Below are 24,587 nucleotides of genomic sequence, written 5' to 3'. Positions count from 1 at the left end.
CACCGGCCCCTTCTCACCTCATCCGTCCGCGAGCACCGCGGTCCCCCGAACCGATAACCGACCAGGAGGTTCCTCGATGACACCCCGCCTCGGCACGGACGGCCGACTGCCGCCGTCCCTGTCCATGGGAACCGCCGACGTCGCCTTCCACAGGGCGACGGGCGGCCGGCCGCTGCCCGTCGCGTTCGTGTTCGAGTTCGAGGGCCGCGCGCCCACCCTGGACTCCCTCCGCGCGCGGGTCGCCGCACGCGCCCACCGCATCCCGACCCTGCGCTACCGCATCGCACGGGACCGCGGGAGGTTCCGGCGAGTGGACCGGATCGCGGTGGACCTGCACGTGCACGAGGCGTGGCTGCCCGAGGACACCGACGGCTCGGCGACCAGCCGGCTGATGCTGTCCCGGCCGCTGGGCACGGACGACCGGCCGCCCTGGGACGTGTGGCTGGTCCACGGCCCGGCCGGCCGCCACGCCCTGGTCTACCGCACCGACCACGCCTTCCAGGACGGCATGGGCGCCGTCTACACCGCCCGCGCCCTCCTCGGCGACGAGCCCGGTGGCGGGCCGTCCCCGCGGCCCCCCGCCCGGCCCACCGTGCCCGGCCTCGCGGACGCCCTCGGCGAGGTGGCGGCCGCCTTCCGCGGGCCCACCAGCAAACCGGCCTTCGACGGGGTGTCGACCGGCCGCGTCGACGTGTGCCACACCGACACCCCGCTGGCCCGGCTGCGCGCCGTCGCCCGCGCCCACGGCGGCACGGTGACGGACGTCTACCTGGCCGCCCTGTCCCACGCCGTCCGTACCTGGTACCTGAAGGACACCGGCTCGGCCCATCCGCCGCTGCCCGTGTCGATCCCGATGTCGGTCCGGGCGCCGGGGGAGGAGTACGCCCCGGGCAACCGCATGGTCACCGCCCGGCTCCTGCTGCCCTGCGACGAGGAGTCGCCGCGCCGGGCCCTGGCCAGGGTCGTCGCGTGCACGGGCCGGCTGCGCGAGACCCGGCGGCGCGACGCCATGCGCCTGCTGCTGGCCGCCGCCCCGCGGACGCTGGGCGCCACCGTCGGCACCCGCCTGGTCCACGGTGCCGTCGTCGCCGGACCGGTGAGCAGCGTGGACTTCGGCACGGCCCTGGTCCACCAGGGGGCCGCGGCCCGGCGCGCGGCGGTCTTCACCGGCGTCGCGTCGGGCATCCGGTGCGTGACGACGCTGACGAGCCAGCACGACACCGCGTGTCTGACCGTCGTCCACGACGAGGCCCTGGCGACCGCGGACGAGCTTCCGGACCTGTGGCTCGCCGCTCTGCTGGAGCTGGAGCGGCCGTAGACCCGACGGTGTCGTGCGCGGGGCCCCGGACATGACGCCCGGGGCCCCGCGCACGGCGTCTCAGACCGTGTCGCGCAGCGTCCCCGTCGTCAGGAACACGCACTTCGCGGCGGCCGTTCCCACCATCGGCAGGTACGGGGAGAGGCGCTCGATCACGTACGGCAGCGTGAACGGGTCGGCGACCGCCGCGTCCCAGCCGCGCTCCGCCCACCAGCGTTCCGGTTCGCCGAGTTGCCAGTTCCAGGCCAGCCCGATCGTCGACAGGGCGTCCATGAAGGGCGCCACGAACGGCGAGGACGTCGTGGCGGAGTTCACGCACTCGGCGCCGAACACGCTGTCCGGAGCGGAGAGTTCGGTCATCGTGGCGACAGCGGCCTCCACCTCCGGGGGGCGGCGGAAGTAGAGGGGCGCCTCACAGAGCCAGGAGGTGGGCCGGGCGGGGTCGAAGCCCGCCGCGACGAGTTCCGGGCCCCAGGCGGAGCGGGCGTCGGCCTCGACGAGCGTGCGGCGCCCGCACGAGGGACGGCTGCAGTCCAGTACGTACTCCTTGAAGGCGAGTACGGCCGGATCCTCGATCTCGAAGACCTGGACGCCGGTCGGCCAGTCGAGCCGGAAGGCGCGGGTGTCGAGGCCCGCGCCGAGCAGCACCACCTGGCGGCGGCCCGAACGGGCGGCGGTGAGCAGATGGTCGTCGAAGAAGCGGGTGCGCACCACCTGCCAGTCCGGCAGCAGGCGCTGCATCGGCCCGTCACCGGGCGGGCCGCCTTCGAAGCCGGCCGCGTGCAGGAAGTCGGCGGCCCAGGGGTCGCGGACGTACGGCGCGGGCCGGAGGTACTCCGCCGCGTGCGCGGCGGCCGTCCAGAGCGCCGCGAGCGGGACGCCCGCCGGGGTGTCGGCGGCCGGCGCCTGCGGACGTGCGGATTCCGGCATGGGGCCTCCTTGGAACGGAACGGAACCTGATGGAACGGGATGAGGAAGGGGTGCGAAGGGCCGGGCCAGGGGCGGCGCGGGCGCGACGGGGCGGGGCGGCCCCGCGGGGCCCGGCTCAGCCGGAGCGGCGACGGCCCAGCAGGTAGGCCGCGGCACCCAGCGCGAGCAGGCTGGCGGAGGGGCGGGTGGGTCGCTGGCCGCCCAGCGCGGCCGGCGTGCGCGGCTCGTGGAGGTGCAGGGCGAACTGCCGGTTGGCCACGTCGGAGAGGACGCCCCGCATCTGGTCGGGGCTGGTGACGGCGGCCAGCAGCAGTTCCATGGAGTTCCGGGCGAACTGGTTGCGTCCGAGGAACTCGCGGCCCAGCGAGAGGAGGATCTTCGGCACCTCCGCCTGGAACACCTCGGGCAGGGTGATCTCGGGAGCCAGGCACCGCACCGAGCCGTCCAGGTTGGCGAACGACTTGCCCAGCAGCGACACCGCGGGCGGTGAACCGATGCCCCGCTTGGTCGCCTTGGCGAGCACGGTGGTGAGCGAGACGCCGAAGTTCATGTCCTCCAGGGACAGATGGGAGACCTTCGGCACGAACGCGGCCATGTCGGCGGCGAACGCCGGCATGTTGGCCCACGGCGTCATGCGGCCCATTCCCGCCCAGTGCTGCGCCAGGCCGGCGCCGTCGTTCTGCGCCAGTGTCATGAACAGGGGCAGCAGTTGCAGGCTGGTCCGCCGGTCCAGCCTGCCCACCATGCCCCAGTCGATGAGCGTCGCGGGCCCGCCGGGGGCGGCGAAGACGTTGCCGGCGTGCGGGTCGGCGTGGAAGAAGCGGTGGACGAAGTACCCGTGGTACATGAACCGCAGCAGGTCCTTGCCGATCTCGACGCGCTCGTCGTCGGTGAAGTGGCCGCGGTCGACGTGCCGCACCGACTTCCCGTCGGCCAGCGACTGGACGAGGACCCGCGGGCTCGCGTGCAGGACGCGGGGGACCTCCAGGGTGCGGAACGCCCGGACGTGCTCACGGGCCTCGTCCATGTTGCGGGCCTCGCCGGTGAAGTCCAGCTCCGGCTCCATGGCGTCGAAGACCGAGCCGAGCATCGCCTCGATGTCGATCACCTCGTTGAACCGGGGCGCGACCCGGGCCACGATCCTCGACGCCCGCCGCATCAGGGCCATGTCCGCGAGCACGCCGTCACGGATGCCGGGCCGCTGGATCTTGACCACCGCCGGGCGCCCGCCCGGCAGCGTCACGCGGTAGACCTGCGCGAGGGACGCCGCCCCGAGCGGGGCGACGGTCTCGATGTCGTCGAAGCGCAGCTTCCAGTCCGGCCCGAGGTCCCGCGCCAGCACGGGCTCGAACTCGGAGAAGGGCTGGACGTCGACCTCGTCGTGCAGGTTCTGCAGTTCGTCCCGGATGGACGCGGGGACCATGTCGGGACGCGTGGACAGGATCTGGCCGAGTTTCACGTAGAAGGGGCCGAGGCTCTCCAGCGCGTGCCGGACCGCCTTGGCCCGGCGCCGCTCCGCCCCTTCGGTGGACCCGGCGGAGGCCGCTGTGCCCTCCGCCGGGAACCGTGTGCCCCGCCCCGTCCGTCTCCGCAGCCGGGTGGCCTGCCCCACCTCGTCGGCCGCGAGGCTGCCCAGGACCCTGACCACGAGACGCAGCCGGTCGCCGACGGCAGACGCCATCGTGTGTCCTCCTCCTCATGTGGGGATCCCGGACGGTACGACGCCGGCGCTCTCCGCACGGCCGGCCGGACGGGACGGTGGCACGGTCGGTCAGCTCGGGGTCGAGGACGGTCCGCCCTGCGGTTTGCCACCTCCCTGCTGCTGACCGGTCAGGCCCTGCAACGCCGCCAGGCCCTGCTGTCCGGCCTGGGCCGGCAGGTTGGTCAGGTTCTGCAGCCCCTGGAGGGCCTCGATCAGCTTGGGCAGCACCTGGAGCAGTTGGGTGAGCTGGGTGGGCAGCGACATGAGGTCGCCGACCCCGCCCGCCGCATGGCCGAGGCCGCCGGCCAGCTGACCGAGACCGCCGAGGGCGCCGGCCGCCCCGCCGACCGCGGCGAGCGGGTTGGCCGCGCCGACGACGGCCGCGAGCGGGTTGCCCACGCCCGCGGCGCCGGTGAGCGCGGCCAGGGGGTTCTGCGCCGCGTTGGCGATGTTGCCCAGCTGGTTCGCGGCCCCCGAGGTGAGACCGGCGAGCGGGTTGCCGCCGCCCGCGAGGCCGCCGAGCGCGGCCAGCGGGTTGCCCCCGCCCCCCGCGAGGACCGCCAGCGGATTGGCGGCGCCCGCCAGCGCGGTCGCCGGGTTGACGGCACCGGCCAGGGCGCCGAGCGCGTTCGCCGGCAGCCCGGCCAGGGTGTCGACGGCGTTCCCGGAGCCGCACGACCCGGGCTTGTCCGCCCGGTTGAGCATGTCGTCGAAGGCCTCCTTCCCGCTGTCGGCCATATTGCCGACCAGGTCCTTGAAGATGTCCTGGATGTTTTTGTTGTTGGACATGAGTGGGGTCCCTTTCCGTTTCTCTGCGAGGGGGATATGCAGGTTCCGGGTGTTATCGGGAGCAGCCTTCCAAGGCTTTTGCACACACGGTCTTCAATCGTGCGCGGCCCCTGGTGAAGGCGGCTTCTGCGGCCTTCACGGAAATGTTGTGCAGGCGGGCGAATTCCGCGGTGGAAATGCCCTTGGCGCGGGCGAGTATGACTTCTTGCTCCCGCCCCCGCAGGTGTTGTACCTGGCCCAGCAGCCATCTGCCGAAGTCCTCGTCGCAGACATCCTCCTCGGTCGTGCCGGGGGTGTCGGCGAGCGCCGCGCGCTGGAGGAGTCTGCTGCGTCGTTCCAGGTCACGGTAGAAGTCGATGCAGAGGCGGAGTGCCACGGACGTCAGGAAGGCGCCGAGTCGATTCCTGTCCAGCGCGGCGTGGGCGGCCGCGCGGGCCATGGTCTCCTGGACGCAGTCCTCGGCGTCCTGGAAACTTGGCAGTCTTCGCCGAACCAGCCGCATGAGGCGGTCCTGATGCTGGAAGATTTCTTCCCAGGAGCATTCAGCGGGCGAGGGGCAGGTGGAATGTCGCACCATGATGGATTGCAGCCCGTTGTCTCTCGATCGAGCAGAGGGAACCGAGACCGACTTTCCAATTGTCGGCCGTGTGGTTTTCCTACCCGAGCGCCTTGGGCGGCAAACCGGAATGCATGCCTCCGCCGGATGGCAGGAATGATTTTTCGCGCTCATTTCCGAGGAGCCGGCCGCTCGGCCCAGTCGCGGTTCCAGTTGAGCCACATGTCCCGCACGGTCTGGTGGACCTGGGAGCTGCCGGCCCGCAGTTCGGTGAGGTACGCCTCGACCGCCTCCCGGCCCACCAGCCGTGCCCCGCCGGTGAAGTAGGAACCCCGGACGTGCTGCGGTGAGCGGTACTTGCCCCACAGCAGGATCTTCATCAGGGGCCAGAGCGTGAACACCCCGGACGGGCAGCGGTTCCGAGGGTCCAGGGTCGCCCACACCGACGGAACCAGCCCGCTCTCGTCCAACAGGGCGTAGATGCGCGCGATCGTCTGTTCCTTCGTCGACTCCCCCGCCCGGTAGGCGAGTACGGCGTCCCGCGCCTGGTCGAACATGCGCTCCACCCAGGGGTTGTCCATGCCCTGGAGCCCTCGGTACGGCGGCAGCTCCAGCATGTCGAAGCAGGCCGGGTCCCGTGTCTTCTCGAACGTGACGGCGGCCTGGTTCTGGGCGTTCGTGCCGTACAGCGTGGTGATGGTCCACACCCGGTTCCAGGCGTTCCACAGGTCGAAGTCGTCGAACGCGATGTAACTGCAGGACACCAGGTCGTCGTAGAACCGGAACATGCGCTTGGTCCAGTGGTCCAGATACGCGAACCGGGAGGTGTCGAAGTCGTTCTGGCGCACCGCGTCGATGAGCCGGTGACTCAGCGCGTTCAGCGCCATCACGGTGACGGCGAGACCGCTGGAGAAGAGCGGGTCGATGAAGTCACTGGCGTGCGGCAGCAGGCACCACCGGTCGCCGACCACCTTCTGCGAGGCGAACTGGGTGCGGTCGGTGGAGACGTAGGGACGCACCGCCCGCGCCCGCTCGAACTGCCGCGCCACGCTGGGGAACCGGTGCACGTACCGCCAGAACTCCTCCTCCGGCGAGACGTCGTCCGGGCGGGGGTGCTGGTCGAGGTCGAGGTTGATGCCGACGCTGCACAACTCGCTCGTGCTGGTCGACTGGTTGTCGAACGGGATGACCCAGAACCATCCGCCCGGGAACATGTGGTGGAGCGTTCCCTGGCTGAAGGGGCTCGGCATGCCGTGCTGCTCACGCGAGGGCGCCACGGCGTCGAAGGGGCGTACGCCCACCATGTGCGTGAAGATCGTGCGCGACCGGGTCCGGTACGGCGGGTCCTGCCGCAGGCCCAGCCGCTCGGGGAGGACCGCCCGCATCCCGCCGGCGTCGACCACGTACGAGGCCCGGAAGGTGCCTCGTTCCCGGGTGACGAGCGTGGCACCGTCCTCCTCGAACTTCACGTCCTCGACCACGGTGTGCGTGTGGGCGGTGACACCGTAGGACACGGCGACGTGGAACATGTACGCGTCCACGTCCTGCCGGAAGTAGTGCGAGTCGGGGCCGAGCGGCGGACCCCACGTGGGGTACTGGGTGCACTCCTCGGGCCGGGTGGGCTCGCCCTCCCGGTGGTAGATGAAGCTGAAGTTGCGCTTGACCCCGCAGTTCGACGACACGTGGCGGCGCAGCGCCCCGTTGGTCGCCAGGTGCTCGAGCTCCGGGACGTCGTAGCGGCGGGCCAGCACCCGCAGGCCGAACGTGGTCTCGGGGACGGTGGACTCTCCGATGGCGAACCGGGGGTGGCCGCTGCCCTCCAGCAGCAGCACGCGCACACCGTGGCGGGCGAGGACGGTCCCCAGCATCGTCCCGCCGATGCCGCCTCCGACGATGGCGACATCGAAAACACGCTGGTCTTCTTGCATGTCTGCGGTTCCTTTCGCGACGGGAAGGGCGAGTCGCCGGCCTCTCCCGTCACCGGGCGGTGACGGGAGAATCCGGCAGCACCCGGCGCAGCCCGCAGGCCACCACCCGGGCGGAGAAGGACACGGCGAACCACGGAGTGGGGGCCAGGGCGCGCAACCGCCGTCTCTCGTCGGGCAGTTGACGCTCACCGCGGCCGGTGACGTCCAGCCACGCGCCGAAGTGCAGCAGCCGCGCCTCGGGACCGGCGTCGCGCGCGGGGAACGGCCGCATGTGCTCGCGCACCGCCCGTGTGAGGGTCGTGCGCCGCCCCATGCCCACCTCGTGCCCGGCCAGGAAGCGGTCGAGCAGCGCGGCCGAGCGGCCGGGGAACCCGCCGCGGCCGAGCGGTGCGCGGCCCACCAGCCCGGCGTCGTGGAACACCGCGGCGGCCAGCACGCCGACCCGGTCGTACGCGATCCCGTGGGTCCGCGCCCACGCGTCGGCCAGCAGGAAAACGCGCAGGGAGTGCACGGCGACGTGGGGCGGCAGGAGTCGGCCCAGCTCCGTCAGCGCGGCGCCCGCGAGGGGGTGTCCGAGCAGGTCGGCGAGGGCCGGCCGGCCGAGCAGGGGCTGCCACGCCCCGGGTGCCCCCTGCGGCGGTTCGGGTGCCTTCGGTGTCTCGGGCCCTGTGGCCATGAACCCGCCCCCCTTCGCCGTGCGACCTGGTCGCTGTGTCCGTCTCAACTGTCATTACGCACGGGGCGGTACTGCGCCCTCGGGCAACAACACCCCTTTCATGTCGGCGCGTTGGCGTGCGACCGGCGGCGTGCGCGGCTCGGTGCGCGCGCCCGGCGCGCATCCCGACGCCGCCACGGCGGACCGCGTGGCCTGCTCGAATGAATGAGCCCTACTTACTCCATGGAGTGAATTCTTTCCCCCGGTCGAGGGATCGTTGTCGCATTCCATGGACGCGAGACTGAGACGTCGCACCTGAGCAGCGTGCAGCGGGTCTGTGACATCGGACCGGACTCCGCGTCATTTCCCGGCGAGAGGGAGAACACCGTGAGTTTCCTCAACCCCCGTATTCCCGGAGTAAACTCGGACGACGTCCTCACGGACATCACCGAGGCCCCGCACCGCCTGGGCGCGGTCGCCCAGGCGGGTGGGGCGCAGGTCATCGCCACCGTCGACGTGCAGGCGGGAGAGGACGACTGGAACACCCCACCGAGCGAGGAGCATCCCCGGCCGGTGGTGCTGGTGCACGGCACCTTCGGCAACCGCGGCTACACCTGGAACACGGCGACCCCCCTGCTGCGGCAGCACGGGCACCGCGTCTTCCGGCTCGACTACGGCCAGCACGGCAACCCCGTGATCTTCGGACTCGGCGACATCAAGCACTCCGCCCGGCAGCTCGCCGACTTCGTCGACGAGGTCCTGCGGCGGACCGGCGCCCAGCAGGTCGACCTGGTCGGCTTCTCGCAGGGCGGCATGATGCCGCGCTACTACCTCAACGCCCTCGGGGGAGGCCCCAAGGTGCACAACTTCGTCGGCATCGCGCCCAGCAACCACGGCGTCACGGCCCAGGGCCTGATGAACCTCGCCCGGCAGATTCCCGGAGCGGTGGAAGTGCTCGAACAGGGCGCGGTCGGGGAGGTCGTGCCGGCCTGGCCCCAGCTCCAGCACGACCACTCCTTCCAGCGCGAGCTGGCCGCCCTCGGGGAGACGACGGAGGGCGTCCGCCACACCGTCATCGCCACCCGGTACGACGACGTGGTCACCCCGTACACGTCGTGCGCCCTCGAACAGACCGACGGGCGCTACGTGAACAACATCGTCCTGCAGGACCTCGACCCGGACGACCACACCCCGCACGTGAGCATGCCCTACAACGCGACCGTGCTGAACGAGGTGCTCAAGGCCCTGGCCGACTGAGCGCGGCTGCCGTCCAGGAGGACGCGGGCGACCAGTGCCGGGTCGTCGTTCATCGGGACGTGGCCGCATCCGGGCAGCCGCACCAGCCGGGCCCGCGGCATGATCCGCTTGGCGCGGACGCCCTGCCGAGGCAGGAGCAGGCGGTCCCGGGTGCCCCAGGCCACGGTGACGGGAACGTCCGGGACGTCGTCGGTGACGAGCACGGTGCGCCCCGCCCGGAGCGTCTCGGCGAACCCCTCCGCCCGGGCGAGCGCGAGCGTCTCGGCGACCACGGCCTCTGGGGAGCGGCGCGCGGGGCGGGCGTAGATCGTGCTGGTCAGGGCGGTGCGGCCGGCCGCCGTCCGGGACAGTCGCTCGACGAGGGGGAGCGGCAGGGCGCGCGCGGTCCGGCGCATGCCCGTCAGCAGACCGAAGGCGTAGCGCCGCTCGGCCTGCGTCCAGAAGCCGGCCGGGGAGAGGGTCGTCACCGACCGCACCAGGTTCTCCCGGCCGAGCTCCAGGGCCAGCAGACCCCCCAGGGAGTTGCCCGCCACGTGCGGCCGGTCCACACCCAGCGCCGCGCAGAACGCGGCGAGCACCGCGGTCGTCGTCGGCAGGTCGTGCGGCAGTCCCCGCGGCAGCGCGGAGGACCGCCCGAACCCCGGCAGGTCCACGGCGATCACGTCGCGCTCGGTCGCGAGGATGCCGGCCACCGGGTCCCAGGCCTGCCGGTGGTGGCCTATGCCGTGCAGCAGGAGCAGCGGCTCGCCGGCGCCTGCGCGCGTGTAGGACAGGGTGATGTCCTGGGGGCCGTGCTCGGTGGGGGCCGTGAAGGAGAGCGTCGCGGACATGGGGCTCCTTGTCGGGAACACGCGTCTGCGGGAACGCGTGAGCGATGACGGCGTTGCGTAGACAGACTGTCAGTAGTGGCTACCGACGGGTAGCCCCTGGGTGCCACCCCTTCTCGTGGGCCCCGGCTGTCCCCGGAGGCGGACGGCCGCGCCTGGACACGCCGTGACGTGTCCGCTGGGATGGAGCGGTGACCACCGACACCGCCACCGACGTCTTCGAAGCGCACCGTCCCGTCCTCCTGGGGGTCGCCTACCGCATGCTGGGCCGCCTGGCCGACGCCGAGGACGTGGTCCAGGAGGCCTGGCTGCGCTGGTCCGCTGCCGACCGGTCCGGCGTCCACGAGCCGCGCGGCTACCTGGTGCGGATCACCACCCGGGTCGCCATCGACCGGCTGCGGCAGATCAAGTCGCGGGGTGAGACCTACGTCGGCCCGTGGCTGCCCGAGCCCTACGCCACCGACTTCGGGGACGCCGTCGCGGACACCGCGGAGCGGGCCGTGCTCGCCGACTCCGTGTCCCTCGCCGTCCTCGTCGTCCTGGAGTCGCTCTCACCGCTGGAGCGGGCGGTCTTCGTCCTGAGGGAGGCGTTCGGCTATCCGTACGCCGAGATCGCCGCCATGCTGGAGCGCGGTGAGGCGGCCGTGCGCCAGCTCGCCGGGCGGGCCCGCAAGCACGTGGACGAGCGGCGGCCCCGCTACGAGGTCGACCCCGCGCAGCGCCGGGACCTCACCGAGCGCTTCCTCGCCGCCGCGACCGAAGGGGATCTCGACGGGCTGGTGGCGCTGCTCGCGCCCGACGTACGGCTGGTGGGCGACAGCGGCGGCAAGGCCAGGGTGCCGCTGCGCGTCGTGGACTCCTCCGACAAGGTGGCCCGCTTCCTGCTCGGGGCCGCGCACAAGGGAGTCCCGGACGTCTCCTTCCACTTCCTGGAGCTCAACGGAGGTCCGGCGCTGCTGGTGCTGTCCGGGAGCGAACCCGACTCCGTCTTCCAACTGGACGTGGCCGAGGGCCGCATCCAGGCGGTCTACATCATCCGGAACCCCGACAAACTGCGCTCCCTGGCCGCCCTCGGCTAACCGCCCCCGGCCCCGCCCGAGCCCCCGCCCCGCGGCGGGGGCTCCGCCGTCCTGTTCACCGGATTGGTCTTGACCAAGGATGTGGGCCGTTTTATGGTCGCAGAGAACTGCAACAACCTTTAATAAACAAGGGCGTCAAAACGCCGCCGGACCACGGCGATTGCGGAGGACAGGGTGGGGACCACGCAGCTGGAACCGGTACCGGAGCCGAAGTACTGGCATCTCAGGAACCTGCTCGGCCAGGCCCTCGACACGGAGTTCTCGGTGGGCGAGGTCCTGCCCAACGAGCGCGACCTCGCCGCCCGCTTCGGCGTCGCCCGCGCCACCCTCCGCCAGGCCCTGGAACAGCTCGAACTGGAGGGCAGGCTCCAGCGTCGACGCGGTGTCGGCACGACCGTCGCCCCGCCGCGCGTCGGCGTGGCCGTCGGCACCCGGCGGCACGACTGGCCCGGAACGGCCGACGACGTCTGGCAGCCCGCCGACTGCGTCCTCGCCGCTCCGCCCGCGGCCGTCGCCGACGCCCTGGGCACCGGACGCGACGAGCCCGTGCACACCGTCCGCCGCTCCCGCGGGACCCACGGCCTGCCCGTCGCGGCGGAGCTGCTCTACATCGCGCCGTCCTCGGTGCCCGACCTCACCGCCATCGACGCGCCCTCCGGCGCCGCACGCGCGCGTGCCGTGCTGCGTGAGCTGCAGCGCGGCGAACTGGAGGGGCAGGAGAGCGCCGTGGAACTGGGATCGGCCGGCGCCGAGGACGCGAAGGAGCTGGACCGCCTGCCGGGAGCGCCCGTCCTCGTGGTCACCACCCGGTATCTCGCCGGGGGCCGCACCGCCGCGCTCTCCGTCGCCACCTACCGTGCGGACACCTGCCGGCTGACGTTCGGGGACTCCGGCGACGTCGAGATACACCACGGCCCGCAGACCCGCGCCTCCTGACCCTCCGCCACACCGACGAGCAAGCCACCCGGCCCGCACCGGCCCCGGCCGGGGGCGGCTGACCCGCGATCTTGGCCGGCGGGCTCGGCACGACCTCGGCCGGGGACGGTTGAGCCGCGCCCTCGGCCGGGTGGCGGGTCGGCCCGTCCCGGCTCCGGTCGACGGCGGTTGACCCGCGACGTCAGGGCGTGGCGTACCGGCCCGTGCCGCCCGTCGGGGGCGGTCGCCCGCGCCCCCGGTCAGCGGCGGGCCGTCGCGCCCTCGACGGCGAACAGCTGCTCCTCCACGTGGTCGAGCGCCAGCCGCAGCGAACCCGTGGCCACGGCGGCCTCTCCGAGCAGCGAGAGGGTCACCTTCGGCGGGCGCAGACAGTAACGGGCCAGCTCGTGCCGCAGCGGCTCCAGCACGCCGTCCAGGCCGGCCGCCCAGCCGCCGATGACGACGAGTTCGGGATCGAGGGCCAGCACCAGCGCCGCCACGTCGTGCACCAGCCGCTGGAGGAAGCGCTCGACGGCCGCGCGGGCCCGCGCGTCGCCCTGACGCGCCTCGGCGAACACCTTGGCGACCGCCTGCTCGTCCAGGGGATGCAGGGGCTGGTCCGTGGTGGACAGCAGCGTCTCCGGCGTCACGTCCCGGCCCAGCAGGTGCAGCGCGCCGATCTCGCCGGCCGCCCCGCCGTACCCCCGGTGCAGCCGCCCGCCGATCAGCGCCCCCGCCCCCGGACTCAGCCCGGCCAGCACGAACACCACGTCGTCGGACTCGGTGGCGGCACCCTTCCAGTGCTCGGCGACGGCCGCCGCGTTCGCGTCGTTCTCGACCAGCACCGGACACTTGAAGGAACGGCTCAGGCGCTCGCCCAGGCGCAGCCCCGTCCACTCGGGCAGCGCGGTGCTCAGCCGCACCGTGCCGTCCGCCTCGACGATCCCCGGCGTGGCGGCGCCCACGGCCCGCAGCGAACCACGCGCGACCCCTGCCCGGCGCAACAGCTCGGCTACCGCCGTGCGCAGCCGCTCCAGCCGCTCGTCCGCCGACGCGGTCTCGTCGACGTCCTTGGCCTGGGCGCCGATCACCCGGCCGTCCAGATCGGACAGGAGCGCGGCGACGCGGTGCGGGCCGATCTCCAGACCGAGCAGGTGCCCGGCCTCCGCCCGGAACCGGAAACGCCGGGCGGGCCGGCCCTGCCGCCGGGCCGTACCCTCGTCGGCGGCCGCCTCGACGACGAGACCGGCCTCGATCAGCCCTTCCACGACACCCTCGACGGTCGGGCGGGACAGGCCCGTCACCCGGGTGATCTCGGTCAGCGTCGCGCAGTCCGTGGCACGCAAGGCGTGCAGCACCACAGCGGAGTTGATCCTCCGCAGCAGTGACGGATCCCCGCCGGTCAGCCCTCCCAAGGTCCGTCCTCCCAGCTCGTGCGCGTGTTGGCCGGATCGTACTCGGCCCGGTCCACCCCGGCGAGTGCCGGTCCGTCAGGTCCCGCCCGGCGGCCCGCCTCAGCCGGGCGCGACGAATCCCGACTCGTACGCCGTGATCACCGCCTGGGTGCGGTCCCGCGCGCCCAGCTTGGCCAGTACCGCGCTCACGTGCGACTTCACCGTCTCCGTGCCGACGACCAGCCGGGCGGCGATCTCCGCGTTCGACAGCCCGCGCGCCATCAGCCGCAGCACCTCGCCCTCCCGCTCTGTCAGCCGCGCCCGCGTCGACTCGGCGCGGGCCGCGCGGTCGCCGCCGCCGTCGCCGTACCGGGCGGCGAGCCGCCGCACCGAGGCCGGGAACAGCAGGGACTCGCCCTCGGCGATCAGCCGTACCGCGTGCACGATCTCGGCGGGCCGGGCCCGCTTCAGCAGGAACCCGTCGGCGCCCGCGCGCAGTGCCTCGTACACGTACTCGTCGTTCTCGAAGGTCGTCACCACCAGGATCTTCGGCGGGTCGGTCACCGTCCGCAGCAGCGCGCGGGTGGCCTCGATGCCGTCCAGCAGCGGCATCCGGACGTCCATGGCGACCACGTCCGGCCGCACCTGCCGCACCAGTGGAATGACCGCCGCCCCGTCGGCCGCCTCCCCGACCACCTCGATGTCCGGCTGCGCCTCCAGCACGGCCCGCAGACCTGCGCGTACGAGGGGTTCGTCGTCGACGAGGAGCACTCTGACGGGCATCCGCCCAGCGTAGATCAGCCGGTCGGCAGCTCGACCCGCACCTGCCAGTCACCGGCGCCGTCCGGGCCCGTGTGCGCGCGCCCGCCCAGCAGCGCGGCCCGCTCGCGGATGCCGCGCAGCCCGCTGCCGCGTCCGGGGTCCGCTCTCCCGTCCAGGAGCGCGTTGCACACCTCCAGGGTGAGCGCACCGTCCGCCACCGCGACGCGGACCCGCGCCGGCACCGTCCCCGCGTGCCGCAGCACATTGGTCAGCGCCTCCTGGAGGATGCGGTAGCCCTCCCGGGAGACGGGGCCCGGCAGGGTCTCCACCGGCCCCGTGACCTCGGCGTCCACTGTCGTCCCGGAGGCGCGGGCGGACTCCAGCAGTCGGTCCGCGTCGGCGAGCGTCGGTCTGGCGCTCAGGGGCCGCTCCGTCTCCCGCAGTACGCCGAGCACCCGCTCCAGATCCTCCAGCGCGGCCCGGCCGGTCTCCTCGATCGCGGTCAGGGCCCGGTCGGTGAACTCGGGACTGTTCGCCGTACGGGCGGCCCCCGCCTGTACGACGGCGACGGTCAGGGCGTGGCCGATGGAGTCGTGCAGCTCGCGGGCGATGCGGGTGCGCTCCAGGAGCTGTTCGGTGCGTTCCTCGAGGGCGGTGAGCCGCTCGGCGGCGGAGGGGCCGAGCAGCGCGCGGGCCCCCGCCGTCGCCAGGAGGCCGAGGCCGACCACGGCGCCGTACAGGGCGAGTACGGGGAGCGGCGCGAGGAGCGCGTAGGCCCAGTGCGGCGCGGCGTCCCGCAGCACCGGGATGTCGTCGACCCGGTGCCCCGCGGCGAGCCGGACCAGTTCGACGGTGAGGATCGGCAGCCAGACGCAGGCACCCGCGGTCAACAGACCCAGCAGCAGGCGCCCTTCCAGCCACACCACCGTGCGCAGCCGGTCGCGCCAGGTCGCCGACGGGGCCACCGAGAAGCCCTCGTCGTCCCGTCCGGGGACGAGGAGCCACCGAGCCTGCACGCCTTCGCCGGTCCGCACCGCCGGAATGAGACCGACCGGAAGCAACAGGGCCGCCGGCACCCACATGTGGGTGTCGTCGATGAGCACCCACACGCTCACGATCAGCATCGGCACCCACAGGTACACGAGCCGTGTGTAAGTAGCCCCCCGGAACAGCGGGCGCAGAAGGCGGACCATTGCCTCATCGTGCCAGCCGCCACCGACACCCGGTTCCCCCGCACGGGGGAGACGGTCTCCACCGGCGGGGGAGGACCCGCCCCCGTGCGGACCGGCACGCTGATGCCATGACCAGCATCGACGTCCAGAACCTCACCAAGGAGTACGGCACCCGACGAGCCGTCGACGACCTCACCTTCACCGTGCACCCCGGCCGCGTCACCGGCTTCCTCGGCCCCAACGGCGCGGGGAAGTCCACCACCATGCGCCTGGTCCTCGGCCTCGACCGGCCGACCTCCGGCACCGCGACCGTCGGTGGACGCCCCTACGCCACCCTCGGCGAGCCGCTGCGGCACGTGGGCGCCCTGCTCGACGCGGACGCCGCCCACGGCTCCCGCACCGGTCGGGACCACCTGCGCGTCCTTGCGGCGAGCAACCGCCTTCCCGCGCGCCGGGTCGACGAGGTGCTGGAGCAGACCGGCATCGCGCCGGTGGCGCGCCGCCGGGTGAAGACGTACTCCCTGGGGATGCGCCAGCGGCTCGGTATCGCCGCCGCGCTGGTGGGCGACCCCGAGGTGGTGATGCTGGACGAGCCCTCGAACGGTCTGGACCCGGAAGGCATCATCTGGATCCGCGAGCTGCTGCGTCGTCTCGCGGCCGAGGGGCGCACGGTCCTGGTCTCCAGTCACCTGATGAACGAGACCGCGTCCTTCGCCGACCACCTGGTCGTCCTCGGGCGGGGCCGACTGCTCGCCGACACCCCGATGCGGGAGTTCATCGACGCGCGGGTGCGGCCCGGCGTCCGTGTCCGGACCTCGGACGCCACCGCGCTCGAGGCCGCTCTCGCCCGGCACGGGCACGAGGCGGTGGAAGGCCACGACGGGTACTGGACCGTGCCGCACGCACGCGTGGACGACATCGGCCGCGCCCTGTCCGGTGCCGGCGTCCCGATCCTCGAACTGAGCGCGGCGGAAGGCACCTTGGAACAGGCCTACCTCGACCTGACGGCCACCGAGGCCGAGTTCACCGCACCGTCCCAGGAGGCCTGACCATGCCCTTCGCACCCGTACTCCGCTCCGAGGCGCTCAAGGTACTCACTCTGCGCTCGCTGTACGGCACGCTGATGGCCGTGTTCGCCTGCACCACCGCCTTCTCCGCGCTGGCGGGGGTCTCCGACACCTCGGACCCGGACTTCGACCCGCTGTTCATGGCCCTGTCCGGGGCCGTGCCCGGTCAGATCGCCGCCATCGCCTTCGGCGCCACGGTCGTCTCCTGTGAGTACCAGGGCAACGGGATCCGGCTCTCCCTGGCGGCGGTGCCGCGGCGCGGGCGGTGGTTCGCGGCGAAGCTCGTCGCCGTCGCCGTACCGGCCCTCGTCGTGGGGCTGCTCGCCGCGTTCGCCGCCCTCGTCGCGGCCCGGGCGGGACTCGGCCCGGCGGCGGACGGGCTCACCACGGGCGAGCAGGCGCGCGGAGTGGTGGGCTGCGGCATCTACTTCATGCTGATGGCCCTGCTCGCGGCCGGTCTCACCGCCCTGTTCCGCAGTGGCGTGGCCACCCTGTCCACCCTGATCCCGTTCATCCTCGTCGTCTCCTTCGTGGTCGGGGACGTCGCGGGCGGCGCCACCGACTTCCTGCCGGACAAGGCCGGGCAAGTCGTCCTGTACCAGACGCACGACGGAACTCTGGGCCCCTGGGCGGGACTCGCGGTGACGGCGCTGTGGGCCGCGGCGGCCCTCCTCGCGGGAGCCTGGCGGCTGCGCGGCCGGGACGCCTGACGCCACCCCGCGACTGACGCCCCGCCAATTGTCAGTGGCGGCCGGTTTACTGGACGGCATGGACATCGCCCGGCACATCGCCCTCGTCGACGAGCTGTGCTTCCGCCCCTTCCCGGCGGAGCACGGCCCGTCGGACGGGGGCGCCGAGGGGCCCGGCCACTTCACTGCGGTGCTGGAGAGCAGCCACGGCCTGCGCGGCGGCGACCCGGCGGAGCGGGCGGTGACGGTGGAGCAGTACGAGAAGGACCGGGACGCCCTCTACGAGCGCCTGGCCCTCCGCTGGGGCGAGACGGACCCCTGGAACCTGCAGACGGTCCTGCTGCGGAGCGAACGGGAGGGGATACCCGAGCCGTGGGCCGGCCTGAGCGCCCGCGCGCGCGTGGCGTACCTCTGGGAGGCGGACGGCACCGGTCGCTGGGTCGCGGTCGCCGTCGCCGACCGGGACGCGACGGACGAGGTGCAGTTGCTGGCCGTCGTCACGCAGGAGGCACCCCCGTGACGCCGGACTACTCCTCCGTGTCCGCCGCGACCCGCAGCCGGGCGAACTCCTCCGCCATCGTCTGCGTCGTCCAGTGCGCGTTGAGCCCGCTGGGGTTGGGCAGCACCCACACCCGGGTGTCCCCGAACGTCCTGGCCTGCGGGCCGACCTGCGCCTTGCGGTCGTCGAAGGCCGCGCGGTACGCGGTCACTCCGACGACGGCCAGCCAGCGGGGCCGCAGCCGCGCCACCTTCTGTGCCAGCAGCCGACCGCCCTCCCGGTACTCCTCGGCCGTCAGCTCGTCCGCCCGCGCGCTGGCGCGCGCGACGACGTTCGTGATGCCGAGTCCGTACGACGGCAGCTCGTCCTGCTCCGACGGCTTCAGCAGCCGGGGGGTGAACCCGGACCGGTGCAGCACCGGCCAGAAGCGGTTCCCGGGACGGGCGAAGTGGTGCCCCGTGACCGCCGTCATCAGCCCGGGATTGATCCCGCAGAACAGCACGCGGAGGCCGTCCGCGACGACGTCCGGTACGAGACGGTCGCGGGCGGCCTCCAGCTCGGCCCGGGTGAAACGCGTCAGAGGATCGCTCCGGGGGTGTAGCCCGCGGCGGCCGGGTGCTGCTTGACGATCTCCTCGATCCGGCCGACGACGACACCGACCTGGCCGGCCGCGGCGCCGGTGAAGGAGAGCTTGTCGGCCATCAGCGCGTCCAGTCCGGCGCGGTCCAGCGGGATGCGCTCGTCGGCGGCCAGCTTGTCGAGCAGCTCGTTGCGCTCCGCGCCCTGCTCACGCATGGCCAGGGCGGAGGCCACGGCGTTCTCCTTGATCGCCTCGTGCGCGACCTCGCGGCCGACACCGGCCCGCACCGCGCCCATCAGGACCTTGGTGGTGGCGAGGAAGGGCAGGTAGCGGTCCAGCTCACGGGCGACGACGGCCGGGAAGGCGCCGAACTCGTCGAGCACGGTCAGGAAGGTCTCCAGCAGTCCGTCCAGGGCGAAGAACGCGTCGGGGAGCGCCACCCGGCGCACCACCGAGCAGGACACGTCGCCCTCGTTCCACTGGTCGCCGGCCAGCTCGCCGGTCATCGAGGCGTAGCCGCGCAGGATGACCATCAGGCCGTTGACGCGCTCGCAGGAGCGGGTGTTCATCTTGTGCGGCATCGCCGAGGAGCCGACCTGGCCGGGCTTGAAGCCCTCCGTGACCAGCTCGTGCCCGGCCATCAGCCGGATCGTCTTCGCCAGCGAGGAGGGCGCCGCCGCCAGCTGCACCAGCGCGGTGACGACCTCGTAGTCCAGCGAACGCGGGTAGACCTGGCCGACCGAGGTGAAGGCCTGCGAGAAGCCGAGGTGCCCGGCGATCCGCTGCTCCAGCTCCGCGAGCCGGCCCGCGTCGCCGCCGAGCAGGTCCAGCATGTCCTGGGCGGTGCCGACCGGACCCTTGATGCCGCGCAGCGGGTAGCGGCCGAGCAGCTCCTCCAGACGGCCGTACGCGACGAGCAGCTCGTCGGCGGCGGTGGCGAAGCGCTTGCCCAGCGTCGTGGCCTGCGCGGCGACGTTGTGGGAGCGGCCGGCCATGACCAGCTCGGCGTACTCGCCGGCCAGCTTGCCGAGGCGGGCCAGGACGGCCACCGAGCGGTCGCGGATCAGCTCCAGCGAGAGCCGGATCTGGAGCTGCTCGACGTTCTCCGTCAGGTCGCGGGAGGTCATGCCCTTGTGCACGTGCTCGTGCCCGGCGAGGTCGTTGAACTCCTCGATCCGCGCCTTCACGTCGTGCCGCGTGACCTTCTCGCGCTCGGCGATCGAGGCCAGGTCGACCTGGTCGAGGACGCGCTCGTAGTCGGCGAGCGCGGCGTCGGGCACCTCGATGCCGAGGTCCTTCTGGGCCCGCAGCACGGCGAGCCAGAGCTGCCGCTCGAGCTTCACCTTCTGCTCGGGGGACCAGAGCGTGGCGAGCTCGGCGGAGGCGTAGCGTCCGGCGAGGACGTTCGGGATGCGGGGCTTGGCGGGAGCGGAAGTCACGTGTACGGATTCTACTGGCGATTCGTGCAGGCCAGCGCCGCGGGGTTGTTCGTCGGAAGCTACGAAGGCCTTCTGGGCGGGTGCCCCGTGGGCCGGCGCGGGATCACGCCAGGTCCTCGTACGGCAGCAGCTCCGGTCGCTTGGCCGGCAGGCCGTCGCCGGACGACCGGCCGGTCAGCCTGCGGCCTATCCAGGGCAGCAGGTGCCGGCGGGCGAACCGTACGTCCGCCGTCCGCCGCATGATCCAGCCCGGCGGCGGCGTCGCCGGCACCGGGGCGTGCCAGTCGGGATCCTCGGGCTCGTAGCCGAGGGACTGCCACACCGCCTCCGCGACCCGGCGGTGCCCGTCGGCGGTCAGGTGCAGCCGGTCCACGTCCCACAGCCGCGGGTCGGCCAGCGACCGGGCCCCGTACAGGTCGACGACCACGGCGCCGTGCTCCGCGGCCAGGTCGTCGATGATCGCGAACAGCGCCTCCATGCGCGGCCGGAACCGGTCCAGCACCGGTCCCTGCCGACCCGGGCTGCGCATCAGCACCAGCTCTTTGCAGTGCGGTGCCAGCCCCTCCACGGCCTGCGTCAGCAGATCCCGCACCCGGGCCATGTCGCACTTGGGCCGCAGCGTGTCGTTGAGTCCGCCGACCAGGGTGATCACGTCGGCCCCCATGGCCGCCGCGACCTCGACCTGCTCGTCGACGATCTGTCCGATCAGCTTTCCGCGCACCGCGAGGTTGGCGTACCTGAAGCCGGGGGAGCGGGCGGCCATCCGCGCCGCCAGGATGTCGGCCCAGCCCCGGTAGGAGCCGTCGGGCAGCAGGTCCGACATGCCCTCGGTGAAGGAGTCGCCGACGGCGACGAGGCTGGTGTGGGTGGGATTCGTCTGCATGGCGACAGAAATGGTAGCCCCCGCACATACCCGCCGGTCGGTCGCCCTCCGTGCGGACGCCGTCCGCCCGGTCACTACCCGCCCGGTCGCCGTCCGCCCGGTCGCCGTCCGCCCGGTCGACCTCCGCCCGGACGGCTCAGGTCCGCTGCGCCGCTCGGACGGCCCGGGCTCGCTGCGCCGCTCGGACGGCTCAGGTCCGCTGCCCGAACAGTTCCCGCAGCACGTCCTCCATGGTCACCAGCCCGGCCAGCCGTCCGTCGGACCCGAGCACGGCCGCCAGGTGTGTGCGGCTGCGCCGCATGGCGGTGAGCACGTCGTCCAGCGGGGTGCTCTCCCGCACCCGCGCGATGGGCCGCATGTCCGCCGGCCGGAAGGGCAGGTGCCGCGGCGAGGCGTCCAGGGCGTCCTTCACGTGCAGGTAGCCGACGATCCGCCGCCCGTCGTCCACCACGGGGAAGCGGGAGAAGCCGGACCGGCCCGACAGCCGCTCCAACTGCTCCGGGGTGATGCCCACGCGCGCGTGGACCACCTTCTCCAGCGGCAGCACCACGTCCCGCACCGGCCGCCGGCCCAGTTCCAGGGCGTCGTGCAGCCGCTCCTGGGCCCGGTCGTCGATCAGTCCGGCCTCACTGGCGTCCTTCACGATCTCGGCCAGCTCCGCGTCCGTGAAGGTCGCCGACACCTCGTCCTTGGCCTCCACCCTGAGCAGCTTGAGCAGGGCGTTCGCGAAGGCGTTGACCGTGAAGATCACCGGACGCAGCGCCCGGGACAGCGCCACCAGGGGCGGTCCGAGCAGCAGCGCGCTGCGCACCGGTTCGGCCAGGGCGATGTTCTTGGGCACCATCTCGCCGAGCAGCATGTGCAGGTACGTCGCCAGCGACAGGGCGATCGCGAACGAGACCGCGTGCCCCACGCCGGACGGCAGGCCCACCGCGTGGAACAGCGGCTCCAGCAGGTGCGCGATCGCCGGCTCCGCGACCACACCGAGGACCAGCGTGCACAGGGTGATGCCGAGCTGGGCCGCCGCCATGAGCGCCGACACGTGTTCCAGCCCCCACAGCACGCTCTTCGCCCGCCGGTCGCCCTCCTCGGCGTACGGCTCCACCTGGCTGCGCCGCACCGAGATCAACGCGAACTCGGCGCCCACGAAGAACGCGTTGACGACGAGCGTCGCCAGGCCGATCAGCAGCTGTACGGCGGTCACCGTGCGGCCTCCCCGTCCTCACCGGTGGCACGCGCCGCGTCGAGCGGCGCGTGCAGCAGCACCCGGGCCGCCCTGCGTCCCGTGGCGTCCACGACCTCCAGTCGCCAGCCGGCGACCTCCACGGCGTCGCCCACGGCGGGAATGCGTCCCAGCTCGGCCGCGACCAGCCCGGCGACCGTCTCGTACGGCCCGTCGGGCACCCGGAGCCCCACCCGCGCGAGCCGGTCCACGCGTGCCGCGCCGTCGGCCCGGTACAGGGCGTGGCCCCGCTCGTCGGTGCCGGCCGGGTCCAGCTCGGGCGTCTCGTGCGGATCGTGCTCGTCCCGCACCTCGCCGACGACCTCCTCCACGATGTCCTCCAGCGTGGCCACGCCCGCGGTCCCGCCGTACTCGTCGATCACGACGGCCATCGTGCGCCGGCCCGAGAGCCGGTCCAGCAGGCGGTCGACGGTCAGTGACTCGGGGACCAGCAGCGGCTCGCGCATGAGGTCGGCGACCGGGACGGACGACCGCTGCTCGGCGGGCACGGCGAGGACGTCCTTGACGTGTGCGGTCCCCACCACGGCGTCCAGGGTCTCCCGGTAGACGGGGAACCGGGACAGCCCGGTCGCCCGCGTCGCGTTCGCCACGTCCTCGCAGGTCGCCCGGGAGTCGAGGGCGATGACCTGCACGCGCGGGGTCATCACGTTCTCCGCCGTGAGGTCGGCCAGGTTCAGGGTGCGCACGAACAGCTCGGCGGTGTCCGCCTCCAGCGCCCCCGCCTTGGCCGAGTGCCGGGCGAGCGCCGCCAGCTCCTGCGGGCCGCGCGCGGAGGCCAGTTCCTCGGCGGGCTCCAGGCCGGCACGGCGGACGATGCGGTTGGCGGTGTTGTTGAGGTGGGTGATGAAGGGCCGGAAGGCCGCGCTGAACCACCGTTGCGGACCGCCCACCCGTTTGGCGACGGCCAGCGGTGAGGAGATCGCCCAGTTCTTCGGCACCAGCTCGCCGACGATCATCAGGAAGACCGTCGACAGGCCGGTGCCCAGCACCAGCGCCAGCGACGAGGCCGTCGAGGCCGACACCCCCGCGCTCTCCAGCGGGCCGGAGATCAGGGCGGCGACGGAGGGCTCGGCGAGCATGCCCACCACCAGGTTGGTGACGGTGATGCCGAGCTGGGCCCCGGAGAGCTGGAAGGTCAGGGCCCGTACCGCCTTCAACGCGCTCGCGGCACCCCGCTCCCCACGCTCGGCGGCCCGCTCCAGCTCGCCGCGCTCGACCGTGGTCAGCGAGAACTCCGCCGCGACGAAGGCGCCGCAGGCCAGCGAGAGCAGGATCGCCACCAGCAGGAGGAGCACTTCGGTCATCGGGTCACCTCGCATCCATGATCGGCCAGGACGCGGCGGTTCGCGCGATGTCGTGCGCCGGTCGGGACGCCGGGGGAGGGGCCGGGTGGGACGTCGAGGGAGGGACTGGCTGGGACGCCGGTGGAGGGGCCGGCCGGGACGCCGGGGAACTCGCCGATGGGGACTCGCTCATGCGCCGGTGGTCACAGCCTTTCAGTCGGTGAGGGGCTTCACCCAGCGTCGCCACTGCTCCTCGGGCGCGTACCCGGCCGCTCGCCAGGCATGCTGGGCCCGCTCGTTGCGCCGCAGCACCATCGCGTCCCCGCGGCGCCCGCCGAGCCGTACGAAGCGCTCCTCCGCCGCCGTGAGCAGCGCGGAGCCGATGCCCCGACGCCGGTGGTCCGGGTGCACCGCCAGCCGGTACAGATGGCAGCGCCAGCCGTCGAAGCCCGCGATCACCGTGCCCACCAGCTCGCCGTTCCGCTCGGCGAGGACCAGCGCCTCGGGGTCGCGGGCGACCAGCCGCTCCACGCCCTCCCGGTCGTCGCTGATGCTCGTCCCCTCGGCGGCGACCTTCCAGAAGGCCAGCACGGCGTCCAGGTCCTCGGGCGCGGCGGCCCGTATCCGCAGATCGGTCATGGGCCCGATCCCACCACGCGCGACGGACGGGCGGCGCCGTGATTCCGTCATGTGGACCGCCCGGCGGCGCGCGGCGACCGCATCGGAGGGCCGGGGGTTCCGGTACCCGCGCCGAGTCGAAGGTGCTCCGCCGGGGCCGCTCGGGGAGCCGAGCCGCGGAAGCGGTCGGGTTCACCTCGAACGGTACGGTCTCGCCGACGAGTTGCGCCGGTGGGCGTGTGACTACGCCTCGGCCCCGGGCGGCCGCCAGGCCGTGCCCAGAACGCAGTACGAACTCGGCAGCACCGGCCCGTTCTCCGGCATCATCACCCGCCGGTAGGGCCCCAGCGCGAACCCGGCCTCGCGCAGCGCGGCGACCGGCTCGCGCGACAGGTGGCAGCCACCGCTCAGCGGCGGCCACAGCGTCCGGTCCAGCGCCCGCTGGGTGAAGGCCATCACCCGGCCGCCGCCCCGGCCGTGCTCGAAGAACCGCAGCTCACCACCCGGCCGCAGGACCCGCCGAAGCTCTCCCAGGGCCCGTGGCACATCGCGGACGCTGCACAGCACCAGCGAGACGACGGCCGCGTCGAAGGCCTCGCTCTTGACCGGCAGTGCCTCGGCCGCCCCCGGTGCCACGTCGACCGGCACCTGCGAGCGCAGCGCGGCCTCCACGGCCAGTTGGCGCAGCAGGCGCTCCGGTTCGATGGCGACGACCTCCGAGACGGTGCCCGGGTAGTGGGAGAAGTTCAGCCCGTTGCCCGCGCCGATCTCGATCACCCGCCCGGACAGTCCGGCGAGCAACCGCTCGCGCACACGCCCCATGCCCATCCGGTTCTCGGCGCTCACACTGCACCTGGCATAGCAGCGGGCGAACAGCGGATGGTGCACGCAGTCCCGCGGCACCCCGCGGGAACGGGCGGATCGCAGCGGCATGGGACCTCCCTCACGAGGTGGTGCCTCACCCCCGAGTCTCCCCCTCACGGCCGCCGCGTACCCACCGCG

General features: G+C 73.2%; 24 protein-coding genes. 7 read left to right on the top strand and 17 right to left on the bottom strand.

Features of this window, described 5'->3' with window-relative positions:
* Positions 1 to 76: 76 nt before the first annotated feature.
* Complete coding sequence (locus SAM23877_RS06215; protein WP_053127708.1) at positions 77 to 1,318, top strand: wax ester/triacylglycerol synthase domain-containing protein; 1,242 nt, start codon at positions 77 to 79, stop codon at positions 1,316 to 1,318.
* 60 nt (positions 1,319 to 1,378) lie between these two features.
* Here the strand turns inward: SAM23877_RS06215 and SAM23877_RS06210 are convergent, their stop codons facing one another.
* From SAM23877_RS06210 to SAM23877_RS06185, 6 genes are all read right to left on the bottom strand, one after another.
* Complete coding sequence (locus SAM23877_RS06210; RefSeq protein WP_053127706.1) at positions 1,379 to 2,248, bottom strand: SAM-dependent methyltransferase; 870 nt, start codon at positions 2,246 to 2,248, stop codon at positions 1,379 to 1,381.
* Between the two features lie 115 nt (positions 2,249 to 2,363).
* Complete coding sequence (locus tag SAM23877_RS06205; RefSeq protein ID WP_053127704.1) at positions 2,364 to 3,929, bottom strand: ABC1 kinase family protein; 1,566 nt, start codon at positions 3,927 to 3,929, stop codon at positions 2,364 to 2,366.
* Positions 3,930 to 4,019: 90 nt separating this feature from the next.
* Entirely contained in the window at positions 4,020 to 4,739 is a 720-nt protein-coding gene (locus SAM23877_RS06200; RefSeq protein ID WP_053127702.1) for a hypothetical protein, read from the bottom strand.
* A gap of 52 nt (positions 4,740 to 4,791) precedes the next feature.
* On the bottom strand, positions 4,792 to 5,241 hold the full coding sequence (locus SAM23877_RS06195; RefSeq protein ID WP_053127700.1) for an RNA polymerase sigma factor: 450 nt from the start codon (positions 5,239 to 5,241) through the stop codon (positions 4,792 to 4,794).
* Between the two features lie 224 nt (positions 5,242 to 5,465).
* A complete protein-coding gene (locus SAM23877_RS06190; RefSeq protein ID WP_053127698.1) occupies positions 5,466 to 7,223 on the bottom strand; it encodes an NAD(P)/FAD-dependent oxidoreductase in 1,758 nt (585 codons plus the stop codon).
* A gap of 49 nt (positions 7,224 to 7,272) precedes the next feature.
* Entirely contained in the window at positions 7,273 to 7,899 is a 627-nt protein-coding gene (locus tag SAM23877_RS06185) for an HD domain-containing protein (RefSeq protein WP_053127696.1), read from the bottom strand.
* 366 nt (positions 7,900 to 8,265) lie between these two features.
* Between SAM23877_RS06185 and SAM23877_RS06180 the strand changes: the two genes are divergently transcribed.
* Positions 8,266 to 9,135: an alpha/beta fold hydrolase gene (locus tag SAM23877_RS06180; RefSeq protein ID WP_053127694.1), complete on the top strand. Its 870-nt coding sequence runs from the start codon at positions 8,266 to 8,268 to the stop codon at positions 9,133 to 9,135.
* On the opposite strand, the gene SAM23877_RS06175 is transcribed toward SAM23877_RS06180, so the two are convergent.
* On the bottom strand, positions 9,087 to 9,965 hold the full coding sequence (locus SAM23877_RS06175) for an alpha/beta fold hydrolase (protein ID WP_053127692.1): 879 nt from the start codon (positions 9,963 to 9,965) through the stop codon (positions 9,087 to 9,089). The genes SAM23877_RS06180 and SAM23877_RS06175 overlap by 49 nt on opposite strands.
* 188 nt (positions 9,966 to 10,153) lie before the next feature.
* Between SAM23877_RS06175 and SAM23877_RS06170 the strand changes: the two genes are divergently transcribed.
* Both SAM23877_RS06170 and SAM23877_RS06165 read left to right on the top strand, forming a co-directional pair.
* Positions 10,154 to 11,041: an RNA polymerase sigma-70 factor gene (locus SAM23877_RS06170; RefSeq protein WP_053127690.1), complete on the top strand. Its 888-nt coding sequence runs from the start codon at positions 10,154 to 10,156 to the stop codon at positions 11,039 to 11,041.
* A gap of 174 nt (positions 11,042 to 11,215) precedes the next feature.
* Entirely contained in the window at positions 11,216 to 11,977 is a 762-nt protein-coding gene (locus SAM23877_RS06165) for a GntR family transcriptional regulator (RefSeq protein WP_053127688.1), read from the top strand.
* A 239-nt stretch (positions 11,978 to 12,216) separates the two neighbouring features.
* On the opposite strand, the gene SAM23877_RS06160 is transcribed toward SAM23877_RS06165, so the two are convergent.
* From SAM23877_RS06160 to SAM23877_RS06150, 3 genes are all read right to left on the bottom strand, one after another.
* Positions 12,217 to 13,371, bottom strand: coding sequence for an ROK family transcriptional regulator (locus SAM23877_RS06160; RefSeq protein ID WP_053127686.1), 1,155 nt, complete (start codon positions 13,369 to 13,371; stop codon positions 12,217 to 12,219).
* Between the two features lie 99 nt (positions 13,372 to 13,470).
* Complete coding sequence (locus tag SAM23877_RS06155; RefSeq protein ID WP_053127684.1) at positions 13,471 to 14,133, bottom strand: response regulator transcription factor; 663 nt, start codon at positions 14,131 to 14,133, stop codon at positions 13,471 to 13,473.
* Between the two features lie 14 nt (positions 14,134 to 14,147).
* Entirely contained in the window at positions 14,148 to 15,305 is a 1,158-nt protein-coding gene (locus tag SAM23877_RS06150) for a sensor histidine kinase (RefSeq protein WP_053127682.1), read from the bottom strand.
* A 107-nt stretch (positions 15,306 to 15,412) separates the two neighbouring features.
* On the opposite strand from SAM23877_RS06150, the gene SAM23877_RS06145 reads away from it, so the two are divergent.
* Genes SAM23877_RS06145 through SAM23877_RS06135 form a run of 3 tightly spaced genes read left to right on the top strand, consistent with a single transcriptional unit; the run spans position 15,413 to position 17,560 of the window.
* Positions 15,413 to 16,333, top strand: coding sequence for an ABC transporter ATP-binding protein (locus SAM23877_RS06145; protein ID WP_053127680.1), 921 nt, complete (start codon positions 15,413 to 15,415; stop codon positions 16,331 to 16,333).
* Positions 16,334 to 16,335: 2 nt separating this feature from the next.
* Complete coding sequence (locus tag SAM23877_RS06140) at positions 16,336 to 17,061, top strand: ABC transporter permease (RefSeq protein WP_053127679.1); 726 nt, start codon at positions 16,336 to 16,338, stop codon at positions 17,059 to 17,061.
* A 58-nt stretch (positions 17,062 to 17,119) separates the two neighbouring features.
* Positions 17,120 to 17,560: a hypothetical protein gene (locus SAM23877_RS06135; RefSeq protein ID WP_053127677.1), complete on the top strand. Its 441-nt coding sequence runs from the start codon at positions 17,120 to 17,122 to the stop codon at positions 17,558 to 17,560.
* A gap of 7 nt (positions 17,561 to 17,567) precedes the next feature.
* Here the strand turns inward: SAM23877_RS06135 and mug are convergent, their stop codons facing one another.
* From mug to SAM23877_RS06095, 7 genes are all read right to left on the bottom strand, one after another.
* Positions 17,568 to 18,119 carry a G/U mismatch-specific DNA glycosylase gene (gene mug, locus SAM23877_RS06130; RefSeq protein WP_162492140.1) on the bottom strand — a complete coding sequence of 184 codons (552 nt, stop codon included), beginning with the start codon at positions 18,117 to 18,119 and terminating at the stop codon, positions 17,568 to 17,570.
* Complete coding sequence (gene purB / locus SAM23877_RS06125) at positions 18,116 to 19,558, bottom strand: adenylosuccinate lyase (protein ID WP_053127673.1); 1,443 nt, start codon at positions 19,556 to 19,558, stop codon at positions 18,116 to 18,118. Before purB ends, mug begins: the two co-directional genes overlap by 4 nt.
* Before the next feature lie 103 nt (positions 19,559 to 19,661).
* On the bottom strand, positions 19,662 to 20,441 hold the full coding sequence (locus SAM23877_RS06120) for an SGNH/GDSL hydrolase family protein (protein ID WP_053127671.1): 780 nt from the start codon (positions 20,439 to 20,441) through the stop codon (positions 19,662 to 19,664).
* 190 nt (positions 20,442 to 20,631) lie between these two features.
* On the bottom strand, positions 20,632 to 21,645 hold the full coding sequence (locus SAM23877_RS06115; protein WP_053127669.1) for a hemolysin family protein: 1,014 nt from the start codon (positions 21,643 to 21,645) through the stop codon (positions 20,632 to 20,634).
* The gene (locus tag SAM23877_RS06110) at positions 21,642 to 22,988 is read right to left on the bottom strand and encodes a hemolysin family protein (RefSeq protein ID WP_053127667.1); all 1,347 of its coding nucleotides are present in this window, start codon (positions 22,986 to 22,988) and stop codon (positions 21,642 to 21,644) included. Before SAM23877_RS06110 ends, SAM23877_RS06115 begins: the two co-directional genes overlap by 4 nt.
* A 192-nt stretch (positions 22,989 to 23,180) precedes the next feature.
* Complete coding sequence (locus SAM23877_RS06100) at positions 23,181 to 23,606, bottom strand: GNAT family N-acetyltransferase (protein WP_053127659.1); 426 nt, start codon at positions 23,604 to 23,606, stop codon at positions 23,181 to 23,183.
* Positions 23,607 to 23,828: 222 nt separating this feature from the next.
* Positions 23,829 to 24,518: a class I SAM-dependent methyltransferase gene (locus SAM23877_RS06095; RefSeq protein ID WP_053127658.1), complete on the bottom strand. Its 690-nt coding sequence runs from the start codon at positions 24,516 to 24,518 to the stop codon at positions 23,829 to 23,831.
* Between the last annotated feature and the right edge of the window lie 69 nt (positions 24,519 to 24,587).

This window comes from Streptomyces ambofaciens ATCC 23877 (genome assembly GCF_001267885.1).
In the GTDB taxonomy this organism is placed as follows: domain Bacteria; phylum Actinomycetota; class Actinomycetes; order Streptomycetales; family Streptomycetaceae; genus Streptomyces; species Streptomyces ambofaciens.
The sequence above is the reverse complement of the archived record's forward strand: the minus strand, read 5'-3'. Positions and strand labels throughout refer to the sequence as shown.

Bases quoted from the DNA above. Each gene is read 5' to 3' on its own strand.
- SAM23877_RS06215 (WP_053127708.1), top strand. From the start codon at position 77: ATGACACCCCGCCTCGGCACGGACGGCCGACTGCCGCCGTCCCTGTCC.
- SAM23877_RS06210 (WP_053127706.1), bottom strand. From the start codon at position 2,248: ATGCCGGAATCCGCACGTCCGCAGGCGCCGGCCGCCGACACCCCGGCG.
- SAM23877_RS06205 (WP_053127704.1), bottom strand. From the start codon at position 3,929: ATGGCGTCTGCCGTCGGCGACCGGCTGCGTCTCGTGGTCAGGGTCCTG.
- SAM23877_RS06200 (WP_053127702.1), bottom strand. From the start codon at position 4,739: ATGTCCAACAACAAAAACATCCAGGACATCTTCAAGGACCTGGTCGGC.
- SAM23877_RS06195 (WP_053127700.1), bottom strand. From the start codon at position 5,241: ATGCGGCTGGTTCGGCGAAGACTGCCAAGTTTCCAGGACGCCGAGGAC.
- SAM23877_RS06190 (WP_053127698.1), bottom strand. From the start codon at position 7,223: ATGCAAGAAGACCAGCGTGTTTTCGATGTCGCCATCGTCGGAGGCGGC.
- SAM23877_RS06185 (WP_053127696.1), bottom strand. From the start codon at position 7,899: ATGGCCACAGGGCCCGAGACACCGAAGGCACCCGAACCGCCGCAGGGG.
- SAM23877_RS06175 (WP_053127692.1), bottom strand. From the start codon at position 9,965: ATGTCCGCGACGCTCTCCTTCACGGCCCCCACCGAGCACGGCCCCCAG.
- SAM23877_RS06155 (WP_053127684.1), bottom strand. From the start codon at position 14,133: ATGCCCGTCAGAGTGCTCCTCGTCGACGACGAACCCCTCGTACGCGCA.
- SAM23877_RS06150 (WP_053127682.1), bottom strand. From the start codon at position 15,305: ATGGTCCGCCTTCTGCGCCCGCTGTTCCGGGGGGCTACTTACACACGG.
- SAM23877_RS06145 (WP_053127680.1), top strand. From the start codon at position 15,413: ATGACCAGCATCGACGTCCAGAACCTCACCAAGGAGTACGGCACCCGA.
- SAM23877_RS06140 (WP_053127679.1), top strand. From the start codon at position 16,336: ATGCCCTTCGCACCCGTACTCCGCTCCGAGGCGCTCAAGGTACTCACT.
- SAM23877_RS06135 (WP_053127677.1), top strand. From the start codon at position 17,120: ATGGACATCGCCCGGCACATCGCCCTCGTCGACGAGCTGTGCTTCCGC.
- SAM23877_RS06120 (WP_053127671.1), bottom strand. From the start codon at position 20,441: ATGCAGACGAATCCCACCCACACCAGCCTCGTCGCCGTCGGCGACTCC.
- SAM23877_RS06110 (WP_053127667.1), bottom strand. From the start codon at position 22,988: ATGACCGAAGTGCTCCTCCTGCTGGTGGCGATCCTGCTCTCGCTGGCC.
- SAM23877_RS06100 (WP_053127659.1), bottom strand. From the start codon at position 23,606: ATGACCGATCTGCGGATACGGGCCGCCGCGCCCGAGGACCTGGACGCC.
- SAM23877_RS06095 (WP_053127658.1), bottom strand. From the start codon at position 24,518: ATGCCGCTGCGATCCGCCCGTTCCCGCGGGGTGCCGCGGGACTGCGTG.